The sequence below is a fragment of the Aquabacter cavernae genome (assembly GCF_003993795.1).
Lineage (GTDB): Bacteria > Pseudomonadota > Alphaproteobacteria > Rhizobiales > Xanthobacteraceae > Aquabacter > Aquabacter cavernae.
The window spans coordinates 253,223-269,033 of sequence record NZ_RWKV01000016.1; the positions used below are offsets into that span (position 1 = coordinate 253,223).

A 15,811-nucleotide genomic window follows, 5' to 3' on the forward strand; every position below is an offset into this window, starting at 1 on the left:
AAATGCCGGAGGCGGGAGCGCGGACGCTCCCGCATAAAAACTCAGTTGAGCTTCGACTTCACGTCGCTGATGGCCGAGCCGACGAGACGGTCGGCGATGCCGACGTCGCGGGCCGCGCTGGCCAGCAGACCTTCGGCGGCCCTCACCGCGGCATCGGCGGCGAAAGCCTTCACATCGGCCAGGGCCTGGGTCTCGGCCTGGGCGATCTTCTCTTCCGCCATGCGGGTGCGGCGGGAGATGAAATCCTCAAGCTTCGCGCGGGTCTCGGAAGCGAGGCGCTCGGCTTCGGCCTTGGCGGCGGAAACGATGGATTCGGCTTCCGTCTCCGCCTCGCGCTGCTTGCGCTTGTACTCGGCGACGAGCTTCTGCGCTTCTTCCTTCAGGCGGCGCGCCTCGTCCAGCTCCGCGGCGATGCGGGCGCCGCGGGCGTCAAGGGAAGCGGCGAGGGCCTTGTGGACGCCGTAATAGAGCAGGATGCCGACGAACACCAAGAAGGCGACCGCGACCCAGACTTCGGCCAATCCCATCTCACTCATGGCGGATCCTCGATCACCCGTCTCAAGGGCTCTCGGCGCCGATGGCTCGCTCATCCGAGCCCGGCGCCGGGATACCCGTAGCTTTCAAACTCAATGCCGAAACTCACGCTTCGGCACCTCGGCCCGGTCTCAGGCGGCAAGCGCCCTTACGCGGCAGACGCCTTACGCAGCAGGTGCCTTACGCGGCAGGCTTGGCGGCGAGCGCCTTGTCCACCGCGCCTTCCACGTCGCCCGTCGAGGGCTGCGTGCCGACCAGGGCGCTGACAATGGCCTGCGCCGTGTCCACCGCGATGCCGCGCACATGGGACAGGGCCTGCGTCTTGGTCGCCTCGATGCGCCGCTCGGCTTCCTCAAGCCGGGTGGCCAGGGTGGCCTCCAGGCTCTTGCGGTTGGTTTCGCTCTCGGCGGACAGCCGATTGCGGGCCTCGCCGGCGATGGTGTTGGCCTTACCACGGGCCTCCACCAGCGCCTTCTCATAGGCTGCCTGCGCCGCTTCGCTTTCCGCGCGCCGCTGGCTGGCTTCTTCCAGGTCACGGGCGATGCGGTCGTGACGCTCCTCCAGGATGCGGCCGATGCGCGGAAGCGTCACGCGGCTCATCAGGAAGTAGAGGGCGCCGAACGTCAGCAGCAGCCAGACGATCTGGGAGAAGAAGTGCCGTACATCGAACGGCGGGAACCCGCCTTCGCCATGACCGTCCGCCCCCGCGGCCACAGCCAGCACCGTGCTTCCCAGAAGGACGCACGCGTTGAGCGCGACGGACAAGGTCAGTTTTGAAATCTTGGTCATGGTATGCGTTCCCGCTCGCCCGATATCACAGGTCCCGAAGGCTCCGGTCGAACCGGAGCCCAACGGGCTCAGGCCACGAACAGCAGGACGAGAGCGACGACCAGCGCGAAGATGCCGAGACCTTCCGCGAGCGCCGCGCCGATGAACGCGCGAGCGAACTGGCCATCGGCCGCAGAGGGGTTGCGCAGCGCGCCGGAGAGGAAGTTGCCGAAGATGTTGCCCACGCCGATGGCGGCGAGGCCCATGCCGAGGCAGGCGAGACCGGCGCCCAGGAACTTAGCTGCAGTCGCGTCCATTGTTCTGCTCCTTGAGAAACTGAATAGGCTTGAAGGAAGAGCGGGCCGGGTCAGTGACCCGGATGCACCGCGTCGTTGAGATAGATCGAGGTGAGCACCGCGAAGACGTAGGCCTGGAGGATCGCCACCAGGACTTCCATCGCGGTCAGCGCGACGATCATCGCGAAGGGCAGCACCGCCCCGAACATCCCCGCGACGCCGGCAGAGGCAAGACCCACCACGAAGAAGGCGAACACCTTCAGCGCGATATGGCCGGCCAGCATGTTCGCGAACAGACGCAGCGAGAGGGAGATGGGCCGCGAGAGGAACGACACCACTTCGATCACGACGATGAAGGGCAGCAGGAAGGACGGCACACCCGACGGAACGAAGAGCTTCAGGAAGTGCGTGCCGTGCTTGAAGAAGCCGTACACGACCACGGTGCCCATCACGAGCAGCGCCAGCACCGCGGTGACCACGATATGGGCCGTGACGGTGAAGGTGTAGGGAATGATGCCGATCACGTTCGCGACGAACACGAACATGAAGAGCGAGAAGACGAACGGGAAGAAGACCATCCCCTGGGTGCCGGCGGAATCGCGCACCATCTTGGCGATGAATTCGTAGCTCATCTCCGCCACCGACTGCATCCGCCCGGGCACCAGGGTGCGGCCGCGCGTCGCGAAGGTGAGGAAGAAGAAGATGATGGCGACGATGCCAACCATGAACGCCGCGGAATTGGTGAAGGAGAAGGACACCCCGCTGACGTGCAGCAGCTCGACATAGCGCTGCACTTGAAACTGGTGGATCGGATCTATGGTCATCCGACGCGCGCCCTTCGTGTCGTGCGGCTTCCGCCGCGCCTCGCCATGAACTCCCGGCCTGCGGGCCCCGCCCGAAGACCGTCCTGTATACCGACCGGCCTACTTGCCGACCGGCTTCTTCCCGATCTCGCCCGCCGCCCGCATCATATTGACGATGCCCGCGCCGAACCCGACCAGGGTGAACACCAGAATGCCCCAGGGCGCCATGTTGAACACCTGATCGATGCCCCAGCCGATGGCGGCCCCCACGAGAACTCCGGCGACAAACTCGGACCCCAACCGAAAGGCCAGGGCCATGCCAGATGCGTTCGACGTACCCGCCGAACTGCCCGGCTGCGATTGGTCTTTTGGCCGCGCCTTGTCAAGCGCGGCATTGAGACGCTGAAGCCGTTCGGAAAGCGCGGGATCCCCCGCTTCCGACGCCCCGCCCGCCTCAGGCACGCCCGTCTCCCGGAAATCGGAATCCGAACGTTTCGTCATGCGGGTTACTCCGGTTCCGGAATGAAGACCTCGACGATCGCGGCCATCCGAAACCGCGCGGCACCATAGTTGCGCCCCAAATGCGTGTCAAGGATCGGAAACAGCAATTTAAGCGATTGATTTCAAAGCGATATTTTCGATTTCGCAACTGCGGCCGAAAATCAGCTCACCTCGCGTAAGCGCTCCGCCGCCTGAAGGTCCACGGAGACGAGCCGCGAGACTCCGCGCTCCGCCATGGTGACGCCGAACAGCCGGTTCATGCGCGCCATGGTGATGGGGTTGTGGGTGATGCTCAGAAAGCGGGTGTCGGTAAGCCGCGTCATTTCGTCGAGCAGGGTGCAGAAGCGCTCCACATTGGCGTCGTCCAGCGGGGCATCCACCTCGTCCAGCACGCAGATGGGCGCGGGATTGGTGAGAAACACCGCGAAGATCAGCGCCATGGCGGTCAGCGCCTGCTCGCCGCCCGAGAGCAGAGAGAGGGTCTGCGGCTTTTTGCCCGGCGGCTTGGCGATGATGTCCAGCCCCGCCTCCAGCGGGTCTTCCGCGTCGGTCAGCACCAATTGGGCCTCGCCGCCGCCGAACAGCGTGTCGAACAGCTTGCGGAAATGGCCGTCCACCACGGTGAAGGACGCCTGAAGGCGTTCGCGCGCTTCCCGGTTCAGGCTCTGGATGCCCGAGCGCAGCCGCTTGATGGCTTCGATCAGGTCGTCCCGCTCCGTGGTCAGCGTGCCGAACTGGGCTTCCGCCTCCTGCAATTCCAGCTCCGCCCGCAGGTTCACCGCGCCGAGCCGCTCGCGCTCGCGCCGCGCCCGGTCCAGAGCCGCCTCGATCTCCACCACGGGCGGCGGCTCCGTGCCGGGGGCGATGCCCGCCGTCTCGCGGGCCACCTCCGGCGCGCCGCCGAAAGCTTCGGCAATCTCGCGCTGCGAATCATCGCGCCGCTGGCGCGCGCCTTCGAGCCGCGCCTCCCCGCGCGCCGTGGCCTCGCGCGCGGCGGAGAGCGCCTCCAGCGTATCGCGGGCGGCACGGTCCGTGGCGGCGAGGGCCGCCTCGCCCTCCACCAGCCGGTCGGACGCGGCGCGGCGCGTGGCCTCCGCCGTTTCCAGCTCCGACAGCAGGCCGCGTCGCTTGAGAATCAATTCCGCGGGCGCCTGCTCCAGGCCGTCCAGTTCCTCCGCGGCTTCGCTGCGGCGGTCCTCAAGGGCGGCGATTCGCTCTCCCGCGCCGCCCGCCCGGCCGCGCCAGGAGCGCTCCTCCCCGGCAATGGCCTCCAGCCGCTTCATCCGCGCCCCGCGCTCGCGCTCCAGCGCCGCAGCCGCCGCACGGGTCTCGGCCAGAGCTGCGCGAGCCTGCGCCGCCTCGCCACGGGCCGTGGCCAGTTCCGCATCGATGAGGGCAGGCGCGTCCAATGCGGCCATGCCGGCCTCGGCGTCGCGCACCGCCTCTTCCCCCTCTTCCCGGCTGGCGGCGATGCGCACCCGCGCCTCCTGCAGCGCGGAGAGGCGCGCGGCATGCTGGCTCGCCTTGCGCTCGGCGGCGGCTTCCGCCTCCCGTGCCGTCTCGGCGGCCCTCAGGGTGCCGCGCCGGGCCTCGCGGGATTGCAGTTCCTGTCCTGCGGCCTCGCGGGCACGGGCCTCCCGGTCCGCCGCCTCGTCCCGCACGGCGGCGAGGACGTCGCGCGCCGCCTCCACCTGGTCCAGGAGATCGGCGAGGCGGTTGCGCTCGGCGAGGCGCCGGGCGGCGGCGGTGGGGGCATCGGCCGCCGCCACCACGCCGTCCCAGCGCCACAGGTCGCCCTCGCGGGACACGAGGCGCTGGCCGGCGCGCAGCAGAGGCTGGAGCCGTGCGCCGTCTTCCCGCGCCACGATGCCTACCTGGGCCAGCCGCCGCGCCAAAGCCGGCGCGCCGCTCACATGACGCGCCAGAGGCTCGGCGCCCTCGGGCAAAGGCGGGTCGGAGGGCGCCGCCTGTGCCCCGCCCCAGCGGGCCGGAGCCTGGGCATCCACCGGCAAATCGAGATCGTCGCCCAGCGCGGCGCCCAGTGCCACCTCATAGCCCTTGGCCACGGTGATGAGGTCAGCCACCGGGGGAAAGCGCCGGTCGGCGTTCGCCAGCAGCTTTTCGAGGGTCCGCGCCTCGGCATCGAGCCGTCCGAAGCTGCGCTCAGCTTCCGCAAGGCGCGGGCGCAGCGCCTCCAAAGCCTGCCGGGCGGCGAGATGGGCCGCCTCCGCGTCCGCCGCCGCCTCTTCCGCCGCCGCCAGCCGGTCGCGGGCGATCTCCGCTTCCTCGCGCCGCCGCTCCAGGTCCGCGCTGCCCGCCTCCTGCTTCAGGCGCGCCTCTTCCGCGTCCACCGAGGCCCGCTCGGCGGCATTGCGGGCGAGCCGCGCGCGGGCATCGCGCATCTGCGCTTCCAACGCCGAGCGGCGCGCACCCACATCCGCATAGATGCGCGTGCGCGTCTCCAGGTCCGCTTCCGCCACCAGCAGGCGGCGTTCCGCATCCGCCACGGCGAAGGCGGCATCGCCCGCCGCGTCGGCGGCCACGGCCTCGTCCTCGCGCAGCACCTCCGCCTCTTCGTCGAGGCGCGCGATCACCCCTTCCGCATCGGCCGAAAGCGCGCGCTCGCGCTCCATGTCCTGTCCGAGCTGGGCAAGGCGCCGCTCCAGTTCCTGGCGCCGGGTGGCGAGGCGCGCCTCCTCCCGGTCCAGTTCCGCCCGCGCCAGCGTGAGGCGCTGGACCCGCGCGGCCGCTTCCGCGTCCGCCTGCCGCAGGCCGGGCAGATGATGGGCGGCCAAAGCCTGGAGGCGCGCGGCCTCCGCCTGATCGCGCGTGCGCTCGGCCACTTCACGAACCGCCGCCTCGGAGGCCCGCTCCGCCTCGGCGAGCTGACGGGCCGTCTCGCGCCAGCGGGTCCAGAGAAGCGCGGCCTCCTGGCGGCGCACCTCCTCCGCCACCAGCCGATAGCGGGCCGCCTGCCGCGACTGGCGCCGCAGGCCCTCGATCTGGCTGCCCATCTGGCCCACCACATCCTCGACCCGCAGCAGATTCTGCTCCGCCGCCTTCAGGCGCAGTTCCGCCTCATGCCGGCGGGCATGGAGACCGGCGACGCCGGCCGCCTCCTCCAGGATGCGACGGCGGGCGGCGGGCTTGGCGCCCACGATCTCGCCGATCTGCCCCTGGCGCACGAGCGCGGGCGAGCGGGCGCCCGTGGAGGCATCGGCGAACAAGAGGTGCACGTCGCGGGCGCGCACGTCGCGCCCGTTGATGCGATAGCTCGACCCCGCTCCGCGCTCGATGCGGCGCACCACTTCCAGCGCGTCATTGTCATTGAAGGCCGCGGGCGCGGTGCGGTCGGAATTGTCCAGGTGCAGCGCCACCTCCGCCGCATTGCGCGACGGCCGGGTGGTGGTGCCGGAGAAGATCACGTCGTCCATGTCCTGCGCGCGGAACGCCTTGTGGGAGCTTTCGCCCATGGCCCAGCGCATGGCTTCCACGAGGTTGGACTTGCCGCAGCCGTTCGGGCCCACGATGCCGGTAAGGCCGGGCTCGATCAGGATCTCGGTCGGCTCCACGAAGGTCTTGAAGCCGAGGAGCCGGAGGCGGGTGAACTTCATGGCGCGGCGATGTGCCAGCCTTTCCCCGTTGCGGTCAAATCGCAGCGTGGGGCGCGAATCGTCCGCCCGCAAGGCGTTGCACCCGCGATCCACAGGCCGCGCGGCGATTTTTGCCGCAAACACAACCAAGGCATGCATATCCGGGCGCCGGTTCCCGGTTTCCACAGTCGCGCGCACCCTCGGCCGGGCTTTGAGCCCGCATCCGCCCTCAAACCCTTGGCGGGGGAGGATTCATGGCCCGAGAGCACGCGCAATGGCGCTTCCCTCCGGGTCGATGGCGCTCTAGAACCGGCATCGATTGCGTTTCGCAGGCGCCGCCCCATCTAAGGGACGCGGCGACGGACGGCGCTTAAAGCCGCGCGGGTTGGAGGAACGAAGACAGATGCTGCTCAATCAGGGCGACACCCAGGGCGCGACCTCGGGCGGTTCCGCCGACATCATCGACACCACCACCCAGACCTTCATGGCGGACGTGATCGAGGAATCGCGCAGCCGGCCGGTGCTCGTGGATTTCTGGGCCCCCTGGTGCGGCCCGTGCAAGACCCTCGGCCCGGTGATCGAGAAGGCGGTGAAAGCCGCCAAGGGCAAGGTCAAGCTTGCCAAGATGAATATCGACGACCACCCGGCCATTGCCGGGCGGCTCGGCATCCAGTCCATTCCCGCCGTCTATGCCTTCGTGAACGGCCAGCCGGTGGACGGCTTCATGGGCGCGCTGCCCGAGAGCCAGGTGGCCGCCTTCATCGAGCGCCTGACCGGCGGAGCCGCCGACGCGGACATGGCCGAAGTGCTCGCCGCCGCCGAGCAGGCGCTGGCCGAGGGCGATGCCCCCGGCGCGGCGGAAGTCTTCGCCCATGTGCTGGCGGAAGAGCCGGACAATCTGAAGGCCCTGGGCGGCCTGGTGCGCGCCCAGATTCTGGGTGGCGCGCTGGAGCAGGCCAAGGCGACCCTGGACATGGTGCCCGCCGGCAAGGAGGGCGACGCCGCCATCGCGGCCGCCCGCGCCGCGCTGGAGCTGGCCGAGCAGGCCGCCTCGCTGGGCGACATCGCCCCTCTTGAGGCGGCGGTGGCGGCTGACCCGGCCGATTTCCAGGCGCGCTTTGACCTCGCGCTGGCCTATAATGCCCGCAACAAGCGCGACGTGGCGCTCCAGCACCTGCTGGACATCGTCCGCCGCGACCGGGCCTGGAACGAGGACGGGGCGCGCAAGCAGCTCCTCCAGCTTTTCGAGGCCTGGGGCCCCACTGATCCCCATACGGTGGCGGGGCGTAAGAAGCTCTCGACCATCCTGTTCTCCTGACCCCTCAAGGACCATCGTGGCCGCGCACCGCACCTATCACGCTCCCGACGACGTTCCCGCGGTCGTGCCCGTCTTTCCGCTGGCGGGCGCGCTCCTGTTGCCGCGGGCGGAACTGCCGCTGAACATCTTCGAGCCGCGCTATCTCGCCATGGTGGATGCCGCGCTCGCCGGGGACCGGCTGATCGCCATGGCGCAGCCGGACGAATCCCGCGCGGCCGGGGCGCGGGGACCGGCCCTGTTCACGGTGGGCTGCCTCGGGCGGCTCACCCAGTTCGCCGAAACCGATGACGGGCGCTACCTCATTACCCTGACGGGCATCTGCCGGGTGACCATCGGCGACGAACTGCAGGCGGGCACGCCCTTCCGGCAGTTCAACGTGGATGCCGCGGCCTTCGCTGGGGATTTCGAGGAAGGCGTCGGCGAGGAGAAGGTGGACCGCTCCGCCTTGCTCGGCGCGCTGGCCGACTTCCTGGAGGCCAACAAGCTGGAAGCGGACTGGGACGGCATCCAGCAGGCGGGCACCGAGACGCTGGTGAACGCACTCTCCGTCATGTCCCCCTATGGGGCGCTGGAAAAGCAGGCGCTGCTGGAAGCCTCAGACCTGAAGGCGCGCGCCGACATGCTGGTGGCCATCACCCAGATGATGCTGGCCCGCATGCCCGGCGGCGATGACGGCGAACCGTCCATTCAGTGATGTCGGCTTACGGCTCCGCGGCGAAGCGCATGCGCCCGGCCGGAGCCAGCGTGGTCAGGTGATAGGTGCGCACCTCCACGAGGCCGCCCACATCGAGGGTGAGAACCAGCAGCCCATCGGAAACCGCCGTGGAGACGATGCGGCTGTCCTTGGGCAAGGTGGCGGTGATCTCGCCGGGGCTCGGGTTCTTGCTCGTCAGCATGCGATAGGCGATGACACCGAGCACGCACATGACACCCAGCACCATCACCAGAATGGACACGCTGGAAAAGCGCCGCACCTTGCGCAGGACACGCTCCTGCTCAGGCGTCAGCGGCTCCTGGGACTCTGGCTCGGACGGGCTGAATAACATGGGTCAACCTGAACACTACGAGGACGACGGGGTTGAGGTGGACGGCCTCGACGCGGAGGGCCTGGAGCCCGCCGACGGCGAAGAGGAGGTCCGCTCCGTCACCGTCGCGGCGGCGGAGACCGGGGAGCGCACCGACCGGCTCCTGGCCGCCCGGCTCGCACCCCTGAGCCGGACCCGCATCCAGCGCCTCGTGACGGAGGGGCGGATCCTCAATGGCGGGAGAGTGGTAGGAGACGCAGCGGAACGGGTCAATGCCGCAGACGAACTCACGGTCCGCATCCCCCCGCCGGAACCCGCCGCACCTGTGCCGGAAGCCATTCCGCTCACCGTCGCCCATGAGGATGACGCGCTCATCGTGGTGGACAAGCCGGCGGGGATGGTGGTGCATCCCGCGCCCGGCAACTGGACCGGTACCCTGGTGAATGCCCTGCTGCACCATTGCGGCGACAGCCTCTCCGGCATCGGCGGCGTGCGGCGGCCGGGCATCGTGCACCGGCTGGACAAGGACACGTCCGGCCTCCTCGTGGTGGCCAAGACCGATGCCGCCCACCGCGCGCTCGCCGCCCAGTTCGCGGACCATGGCCGCACCGGCCATCTGGAGCGGGCCTATCTGGCCTTCGTCTGGGGCGTTCCCGGCCAGCGCGGCACCGTGAATGCGCCCATCGACCGGCACCCGGCGAGCCGCGTGAAGATGGCCGTGCGCCAGAGCGGCCGGGAGGCGGTGACGCACTGGCGCCTCGTGGAAACCTATCCGGACGCCACCGGTGCCCCCCTGGCCTCGCTGGTGGAGTGCCGCCTGGAGACGGGCCGCACCCACCAGATCCGCGTGCACATGGCCCATCTGGGCCATCCCCTGCTGGCGGACGAGGTGTACGGGACCGGCTTCAGGACCAAGCTGTCTCGCCTCTCCCCCCCGGCGCGTGAGGCGCTGGAGCGGTTGGGACGCCAGGCGCTGCACGCGGCCCGGCTCGGCTTCGAGCACCCGGCGGACGGCGAGATCATGAGTTTCGAAAGCCCCCTGCCGGAGGAACTGGAGCAATTGCGCCGCGCGCTCGCATCGACGTGACGGGATCAAATCTATCGCAGGGCCGTTGCAATCTATATGCTTCACGGCGCGGTCGGCTGTGAGCGGCTGCGGATGCGGCTGCCCGAGCGGGGCCGCGAGGCAAGGAGGCCGCGTATGGCCCAGTCGAACCACATGCCGCTGCCTTCATCGGAAGGCGGACTGACGCGCTATCTGGAGGAGATCCGGCGGTTTCCCATGCTGGAACCGCAGGAGGAGTACATGCTCGCCAAGAGCTGGCGTGAGCATGGCGACCGGGACGCGGCGCACCGGCTGGTGACCAGCCATCTGCGGCTCGTGGCGAAGATCGCCATGGGCTATCGCGGCTATGGCCTGCCCATCTCCGAAGTCATCTCCGAAGGCAATGTGGGCCTCATGCAGGCGGTGAAGCGGTTCGAGCCCGAGAAGGGCTTCCGCCTCGCCACCTATGCCATGTGGTGGATCCGCGCCTCCATCCAGGAATATATCCTGCGTTCCTGGAGCCTCGTGAAGATGGGCACCACGGCCGCGCAGAAGAAGCTGTTCTTCAATCTGCGCAAGGCCAAGAGCCAGATTTCGGCCCTGGAGGAAGGGGACCTGCGCCCCGACCAGGTGAAGCAGATCGCCACCAAGCTGGGCGTGAGCGAGCAGGACGTGGTGGACATGAACCGCCGCCTCTCCGGCGACGCCTCGCTCAACGCGCCCCTGCGGGAAGACGCGGACGGCGGCGGGGAGTGGCAGGACTGGCTCGTGGACGATCAGGAGAGCCAGGAAAGCACGCTTGCCGAGCATGAGGAGCTGGAAAACCGCCGCTCCGCGCTGGCCGGCGCCCTGTCCGTGCTCAATGAGCGCGAGCGCCGCATCTTCGAGGCGCGCCGCCTGTCCGACGACCCGGTGACGCTGGAAGAACTGGCGGCGGAATTCGGCGTGTCGCGCGAGCGCGTGCGCCAGATCGAGGTGCGCGCCTTCGAGAAGGTTCAGAAGGCGGTGGTGGACCGTGTGCGCGCCCTGGAGGAGCCGGAAGTCGAGGCGGTCTGATCCCGGCCCCGGCCTTTACGCGCGTCTCATCTCTTCAAGGCCGCCCCGCCGGGCGGCCTTCTCGTTTTCAGGCGGCCACGTCCAGCATCTTGCCCACTTCCTGCACCAGATCGCGCAGGTGGAAGGGCTTGGACAGCACCTTGGCCTCGCAGGCCGCTTCCATGTCCGCATTGAGCGCGACCGCGGCGAAGCCGGTGATGAACATCACCTTCAGGTCGGGATCCAGCTCCGTGGCGCGCCGCGCCAGCTCGATGCCGTCCATTTCCGGCATCACGATATCCGTGAGCAGCAGTTCGAACGGCTCTTCGCGCATGCGCTCATAGGCGGAGCGCCCGTTGTCGAACGAGGCCACCTGGTAACCGGCATTCTGAAGGGCCTTCACCAGGAACCGGCGCATGTCGTTGTCATCTTCGGCCAAAAGGATCTTCGACACGCTCTCTTCCTCACATCCATGCACGCCGCACGGCCCTGCGGCGATGGCGGCATATCCATGGGCTTCATGCGCCATAACGGGTAAATTCAGAGTGAACCCGATGGCCTCTTCACAAGATGGGTGCGCCTTGCGCATCATATCCGCAGCCGCGCCGAGGCGTCCAACCACCGGCCCGCGCCGCGCGCAGATTGGATCATGCGTTCTCTATCAACAGGTTAGAAACTGATTTACCAATCGGAACGGTTCAATCCGATCGGATCAGGCTTTCGCGCTCGAAGGACCCACCCCAAGTGACCGCCTGCCTCGCAGATTCCATCGATCCGCCCTTCGAGATCCTGGCGCCGGATGACATCGCGGCGCCCTTCATCTTCAATTCCCCCCATTCGGGCCGCATCTATCCGCGCGCCTTCGTGGAGCAGGCGCGGCTCGATTTCGGCGCCCTGCGCCGCTCCGAGGACAGTTTCGTGGACGAGCTGTTCGCCGATGTGGTGGGCGCGGGCATGCCGCTCATGCGGGCCCTGTTCCCCCGCGCCTTCCTGGACCTGAACCGCGAGCCCTACGAGCTGGACCCGCGCATGTTCGACGGGCGGCTGCCGGCCTTCGCCAATACCCGCTCCATCCGCGTGTCGGGCGGGCTCGGCACCATTGCCCGCGTGGTGGGCGATTCCCAGGAGATCTATCAGCGCCGCCTGTCAGTGGAGGAGGCGCTGGAGCGCATCGAGGCCTATTACAAGCCCTACCACCAGGCCTTGCGGCGCTTGATTACCCGCACCCAGCGGCGGTTCGGCATGGCGGTGTTGGTGGACTGCCACTCCATGCCCTCCGGCCCCATGCGGGAGGAAGGCGCGCGGGCCGACTTCGTGCTGGGCGACCGCTACGGCACCAGTTGCGCGCCCATCATTCCGGACCTGCTGGAGCAGGAACTGAGCGCGCTCGGCTATCTGGTGGTGCGCAACAAGCCCTATGCGGGCGGCTACATCACCGAGCATTACGGCAATCCAGGCTCCGGCCTGCATGCGGTGCAGATCGAGATCAATCGCGGCCTCTATATGCATGAGGCCACCTATGAGCGGGCGGGCGGCTTCTACCGGGTGCGGGCGGATCTTGCCGCCGTGATGGGCCGCCTCATGGCGGTAGCCGGAGAGCATCTGATGCCACCACAGGCTGCGGCAGAATAGACATTCTCAATCGGCCGAAAAACGTGCCTTGCGTTTTTCGAATAGCAGATATACGAATTTGCGGGCGGGGCGTTCGAGCTGAAGCGAACGCTTGGCCAAGGCGTTTCGGACGCCCAAAAAAGAAAGGGGCCGTCCGCAAGCGAACGGCCCAAGTCTAGGGAGGAAACGCCCAAGGAGGGCAGCGACACAGCGACGCCAATCGCCATGTCGCAATGCAGCAATAGCCCATTGCGGCGCCGAAAATCAAGTGGTTGTTTGTCGCATTTTTCAGTTTCCGAACAAGCCATTGAAAAATAAGGGCTTTATTTTCACCCTCCGCGCACGGCGAAGCCGCGCGGCTCAACCCGAACTCTCCATTTTGCTGCAGGTGCCGCGAGACTCATCGGCATCGGACGTCGCGCCCGCCTGTCCTGGCCCGCCAAAGCGGCCGGATCACAGGCGCCGAACGGCACAATGAGCGGATCGGGATCGGAAAATGAGGGCCAGGGACGCATCCGCGTGAGCGGGCATGCGCTGCGGGGCTCCAAAAAAGAAAGGGGCCGCTCGGGTAAGACCGGAGCGGCCCAAGTCTAGGGAGGAAACGCCCAAGGAGGGCAGCGGCACCGCAAGGCGATGCCGCGCCCTAATAATATGGGCGCATGCGAAGAGAGCCACAAGACGGCTCACGGCTGATATTTTATGCACGCCGCATTTTTCATCACCCGTTGAAAACCAATACTTTTCCGCACGTGCGCTCAGACAAAAGGCGCCCCGTGGACGCCGCGTGCCCGCAGATGCGCCGGCCGGCGGGCCGATCCTGCACCTGCGAGCCCTCTGGGGACGCGAGGTCGCAGACGGGTTTGCACCGGGACCGCTTCCCTCCCCCCGCGCGCCGGGTTAGGACGCGGCGGGGCGCGCGGCCGGCCGCGCAACCCGAGGAGAGGCTGCCCTCCCCGCCGACCGGCGGGATGCGGATGCGGAGAGACCCATGACCCCCGTCGCCCTGGATGACTTCGTCCATAAGCTCGCAACCGTTTCCGGCGAGGCGATCCTGCCCTTCTTCCGCACGTCGCTCGGCGTGGAGGACAAGAGCCGCGGCCGGGCTTTCGATCCCGTCACCGCCGCCGACCGCGCCGCCGAGCAGGTCATGCGCTACCTCATCAAGCAGCACTTCCCCGATCACGGCATCATCGGCGAGGAGTTCGGCGACGAGCATCGCGATGCCGCCTATGTCTGGGCGCTGGACCCCATCGACGGGACCAAGTCCTTCATCGCCGGCATGCCCGCCTGGGGCACGCTCATCGGGCTGCTGAAGGAAGGCACGCCGGTCTACGGCATGATGCACCAGCCCTTTATCCGCGAGCGTTTCTTCGGCGACGGCGCCACCGCGCGCTACCAGGGCCCGGCGGGCGAGCGCCTGCTCCATGCCCGCGACTGCAAGCGGCTGGAGGACGCCATCCTCTTCACCACCTCTCCCCTTCTCATGGACGGCGAGGACCGCGCGGCCTTCCTGCGGGTGGAGGAGAAGGTGCGCCTCTCCCGTTATGGCGGCGATTGCTACGCCTATTGCATGGTGGCGGCGGGGCTGGTGGACCTGGTCATCGAGACCGGCCTGCAGGATCACGATGTGATCGCCCTCGTGCCCATCATCGAGGGGGCGGGGGGCATCGTGACCGACTGGGAGGGCCGCCCCGCCACCCAGGGCGGACGGGTGGTCGCCGCCGGGAGCCGGGCGGTGCATGAAGCCGCGCTGGACATCCTCAACGGCCGTGCCGCAGGCTGAACGTCGCCGAACATCATCCGAGCATTGCCGTGATACTGCATCACCTCTCTTTGGGCGCCAATGATCTGGCGCGTTCCCGCATATTCTACGACGCTGTTCTGGGCGTGCTCGGACTGCGGCTGCTGAACGCCGACGACCAGTCTCTCGACTACGGGGCCGCCACCTGGTTCTTCAGCCTGGAGCGGCCGGTGAACGGCGCCCCCGCCACGCCGGGCAACGGCGCCCATGTGGCGTTCGCGGCGGAGGTCCGGGCGCAGGTGGATGAATTCCATCGCCTCGCCTTGGCCCATGGCGGCACGGATGCGGGCGCGCCGGGGCTGCGGCCGCACTATGACGCCCATTATTATGGTGCCTTCGTGCGCGATCCGGACGGCAACAAGCTGGAAGCGGTCACCTTCTCCGCCCAATAAGGACGGTCAGTCGCCGGGAATGAAGGCGTCGAACGCCGCCCAGAACTGGGCCCGGATGGGATCCGTCTCCATGAGGATCTCGTGCCGGGCGCCGGGGATGATCACATGGCCACCGGCGATGAGGCGGGCGGAGAGGCGCTCCACCGCGCGGGTGGAGACGATGCGGTCATTCCCCGCCGCCACCAGCAGCAGAGGCTGGCGGATGCGGCGCACCGCCTCGGGGTCGGCAAGCCGGTCCATGATGTCGAAGGCCGCCGCCAGCCAGCCGATGGTGGGCGCGCCGAGGCCGAGGCCGGAATGGGCGCGCACCATGTCGGCGGCCTGGGCATAGCGCTGGGCGTCCGAGGTCACGGGATTGGTGGCGAAGGGCCGCTCGGTGATGGGGCGGTGGGTGCCGCCGGGAATGAAGGCCCAGCCGAGAGCCGGGCGCAGGGTGCGCGACATGGCCCGCGCCACCGGCCCCCCGCGGCCGAGATTGAGCGCCAGCATGGGCGTCAGCAGCACCATGCGGTCGAACCAGCGGTGGCCCTCCAGCACGCTGTCCAGCGCCACCACCGAGCCCATGGAATGGCCGAGGACGAAATGGGGCGCCGGGCAATCGGGGAACAGCACCTGCCGTACGAAGGCGGACAGGTCCTGCTGATACTCCTTGAAGCTGCTCACATGGCCCTTGATGGAATTGCGCAGCAGCCGCTCCGAGCCGCCCTGGCCGCGCCAGTCGAAGATGGCGGCGGCGAAGCCCCGCGCCGTCAGATCCCGCACCACCTCGTAATATTTCTCGATGAACTCGGTCCGCCCGGTGAGGATCGTGACCGTGCCCCGCGCCGGAACGCCCGCATCGGCGGGCCAATGGGCATAGCGGATCTGCACGCCGTCGGCGGTCCGCAGGAAACCGGCCCGTCCGCGCGGCGGCGGCAGGCTTCCGGGAATCCCGCACAGGGGCAGATCAGGGGCGGAGGCGGCCGGAGTTTCGGCCAAGGAGGACGCCGAGGACATGAGGTGAGGATCTTGCTGATTGGAGCATGCCGCCCGCGTGTCGCAGGCTTACACACTCGCAGCTATGGGAGCAATGTGGCGGGGGCAATGCAG

16 protein-coding genes are annotated in these 15,811 nt (G+C 68.5%); 7 read left to right on the forward strand and 9 right to left on the reverse strand.

All coding sequences use genetic code 11. From position 1 onward, the window contains the following. Positions 1-41 precede the first annotated feature (41 nt). The 6 genes from EJJ38_RS16900 to smc all read right to left on the reverse strand — a co-directional run bounded on the left by EJJ38_RS16900 (position 42) and on the right by smc (position 6,516). Positions 42-527: a F0F1 ATP synthase subunit B family protein gene (locus EJJ38_RS16900; protein WP_127091803.1), complete on the reverse strand. Its 486-nt coding sequence runs from the start codon at positions 525-527 to the stop codon at positions 42-44. Positions 528-714: 187 nt separating this feature from the next. Continuing rightward, complete coding sequence (locus tag EJJ38_RS16905) at positions 715-1,323, reverse strand: F0F1 ATP synthase subunit B (RefSeq protein WP_127091364.1); 609 nt, start codon at positions 1,321-1,323, stop codon at positions 715-717. A 68-nt stretch (positions 1,324-1,391) separates the two neighbouring features. Next, a complete protein-coding gene (locus tag EJJ38_RS16910) occupies positions 1,392-1,619 on the reverse strand; it encodes a F0F1 ATP synthase subunit C (protein ID WP_127091366.1) in 228 nt (75 codons plus the stop codon). A gap of 50 nt (positions 1,620-1,669) precedes the next feature. Continuing rightward, complete coding sequence (locus tag EJJ38_RS16915) at positions 1,670-2,422, reverse strand: F0F1 ATP synthase subunit A (protein WP_127091368.1); 753 nt, start codon at positions 2,420-2,422, stop codon at positions 1,670-1,672. A gap of 99 nt (positions 2,423-2,521) precedes the next feature. Next, a complete protein-coding gene (locus tag EJJ38_RS16920; protein ID WP_245454299.1) occupies positions 2,522-2,863 on the reverse strand; it encodes an AtpZ/AtpI family protein in 342 nt (113 codons plus the stop codon). Between the two features lie 200 nt (positions 2,864-3,063). Next, entirely contained in the window at positions 3,064-6,516 is a 3,453-nt protein-coding gene (gene smc / locus EJJ38_RS16925; RefSeq protein ID WP_127091371.1) for a chromosome segregation protein SMC, read from the reverse strand. A 382-nt stretch (positions 6,517-6,898) separates the two neighbouring features. Between smc and trxA the strand changes: the two genes are divergently transcribed. Next, positions 6,899-7,813, forward strand: coding sequence for a thioredoxin (gene trxA, locus EJJ38_RS16930; protein WP_127091373.1), 915 nt, complete (start codon positions 6,899-6,901; stop codon positions 7,811-7,813). Positions 7,814-7,829: 16 nt separating this feature from the next. Next, on the forward strand, positions 7,830-8,507 hold the full coding sequence (locus tag EJJ38_RS16935; RefSeq protein WP_127091375.1) for an LON peptidase substrate-binding domain-containing protein: 678 nt from the start codon (positions 7,830-7,832) through the stop codon (positions 8,505-8,507). Between the two features lie 7 nt (positions 8,508-8,514). Here EJJ38_RS16935 and EJJ38_RS16940 read toward each other — a convergent pair whose 3' ends face one another. Then, positions 8,515-8,859 (reverse strand): hypothetical protein, encoded by a 345-nt coding sequence (locus tag EJJ38_RS16940; RefSeq protein WP_127091377.1) that lies wholly within the window; start codon positions 8,857-8,859, stop codon positions 8,515-8,517. Between EJJ38_RS16940 and EJJ38_RS16945 the strand changes: the two genes are divergently transcribed. Both EJJ38_RS16945 and rpoH read left to right on the forward strand, forming a co-directional pair. After that, positions 8,858-9,925 carry an RluA family pseudouridine synthase gene (locus EJJ38_RS16945; RefSeq protein WP_127091379.1) on the forward strand — a complete coding sequence of 356 codons (1,068 nt, stop codon included), beginning with the start codon at positions 8,858-8,860 and terminating at the stop codon, positions 9,923-9,925. The genes EJJ38_RS16940 and EJJ38_RS16945 overlap by 2 nt on opposite strands. Positions 9,926-10,039: 114 nt before the next feature. Beyond that, positions 10,040-10,939 carry an RNA polymerase sigma factor RpoH gene (gene rpoH, locus EJJ38_RS16950; RefSeq protein WP_127091380.1) on the forward strand — a complete coding sequence of 300 codons (900 nt, stop codon included), beginning with the start codon at positions 10,040-10,042 and terminating at the stop codon, positions 10,937-10,939. Between the two features lie 67 nt (positions 10,940-11,006). Here the strand turns inward: rpoH and cpdR are convergent, their stop codons facing one another. Then, the gene (cpdR, locus tag EJJ38_RS16955) at positions 11,007-11,372 is read right to left on the reverse strand and encodes a cell cycle two-component system response regulator CpdR (protein WP_127091382.1); all 366 of its coding nucleotides are present in this window, start codon (positions 11,370-11,372) and stop codon (positions 11,007-11,009) included. 290 nt (positions 11,373-11,662) lie between these two features. Here cpdR and EJJ38_RS16960 point away from each other — a divergent pair, with 290 nt between their 5' ends. The 3 genes from EJJ38_RS16960 to EJJ38_RS16970 all read left to right on the forward strand — a co-directional run bounded on the left by EJJ38_RS16960 (position 11,663) and on the right by EJJ38_RS16970 (position 14,722). Further along, positions 11,663-12,550 carry an N-formylglutamate amidohydrolase gene (locus EJJ38_RS16960; protein WP_245454300.1) on the forward strand — a complete coding sequence of 296 codons (888 nt, stop codon included), beginning with the start codon at positions 11,663-11,665 and terminating at the stop codon, positions 12,548-12,550. A gap of 967 nt (positions 12,551-13,517) precedes the next feature. Next, positions 13,518-14,312, forward strand: coding sequence for a histidinol-phosphatase (gene hisN / locus EJJ38_RS16965; RefSeq protein WP_127091386.1), 795 nt, complete (start codon positions 13,518-13,520; stop codon positions 14,310-14,312). Positions 14,313-14,341: 29 nt separating this feature from the next. After that, positions 14,342-14,722 (forward strand): VOC family protein, encoded by a 381-nt coding sequence (locus tag EJJ38_RS16970; RefSeq protein WP_420836891.1) that lies wholly within the window; start codon positions 14,342-14,344, stop codon positions 14,720-14,722. A gap of 6 nt (positions 14,723-14,728) precedes the next feature. On the opposite strand, the gene EJJ38_RS16975 is transcribed toward EJJ38_RS16970, so the two are convergent. Beyond that, positions 14,729-15,718 carry an alpha/beta fold hydrolase gene (locus EJJ38_RS16975; protein ID WP_127091388.1) on the reverse strand — a complete coding sequence of 330 codons (990 nt, stop codon included), beginning with the start codon at positions 15,716-15,718 and terminating at the stop codon, positions 14,729-14,731. Positions 15,719-15,811 lie beyond the last annotated feature (93 nt).

Bases quoted from the DNA above. Each gene is read 5' to 3' on its own strand.
- trxA (WP_127091373.1), top strand. From the start codon at position 6,899: ATGCTGCTCAATCAGGGCGACACCCAGGGCGCGACCTCGGGCGGTTCC.
- EJJ38_RS16900 (WP_127091803.1), bottom strand. From the start codon at position 527: ATGGGATTGGCCGAAGTCTGGGTCGCGGTCGCCTTCTTGGTGTTCGTC.
- rpoH (WP_127091380.1), top strand. From the start codon at position 10,040: ATGGCCCAGTCGAACCACATGCCGCTGCCTTCATCGGAAGGCGGACTG.
- EJJ38_RS16940 (WP_127091377.1), bottom strand. From the start codon at position 8,859: ATGTTATTCAGCCCGTCCGAGCCAGAGTCCCAGGAGCCGCTGACGCCT.
- EJJ38_RS16910 (WP_127091366.1), bottom strand. From the start codon at position 1,619: ATGGACGCGACTGCAGCTAAGTTCCTGGGCGCCGGTCTCGCCTGCCTC.
- smc (WP_127091371.1), bottom strand. From the start codon at position 6,516: ATGAAGTTCACCCGCCTCCGGCTCCTCGGCTTCAAGACCTTCGTGGAG.
- EJJ38_RS16975 (WP_127091388.1), bottom strand. From the start codon at position 15,718: ATGTCCTCGGCGTCCTCCTTGGCCGAAACTCCGGCCGCCTCCGCCCCT.
- EJJ38_RS16915 (WP_127091368.1), bottom strand. From the start codon at position 2,422: ATGACCATAGATCCGATCCACCAGTTTCAAGTGCAGCGCTATGTCGAG.
- EJJ38_RS16945 (WP_127091379.1), top strand. From the start codon at position 8,858: ATGGGTCAACCTGAACACTACGAGGACGACGGGGTTGAGGTGGACGGC.
- hisN (WP_127091386.1), top strand. From the start codon at position 13,518: ATGACCCCCGTCGCCCTGGATGACTTCGTCCATAAGCTCGCAACCGTT.
- EJJ38_RS16905 (WP_127091364.1), bottom strand. From the start codon at position 1,323: ATGACCAAGATTTCAAAACTGACCTTGTCCGTCGCGCTCAACGCGTGC.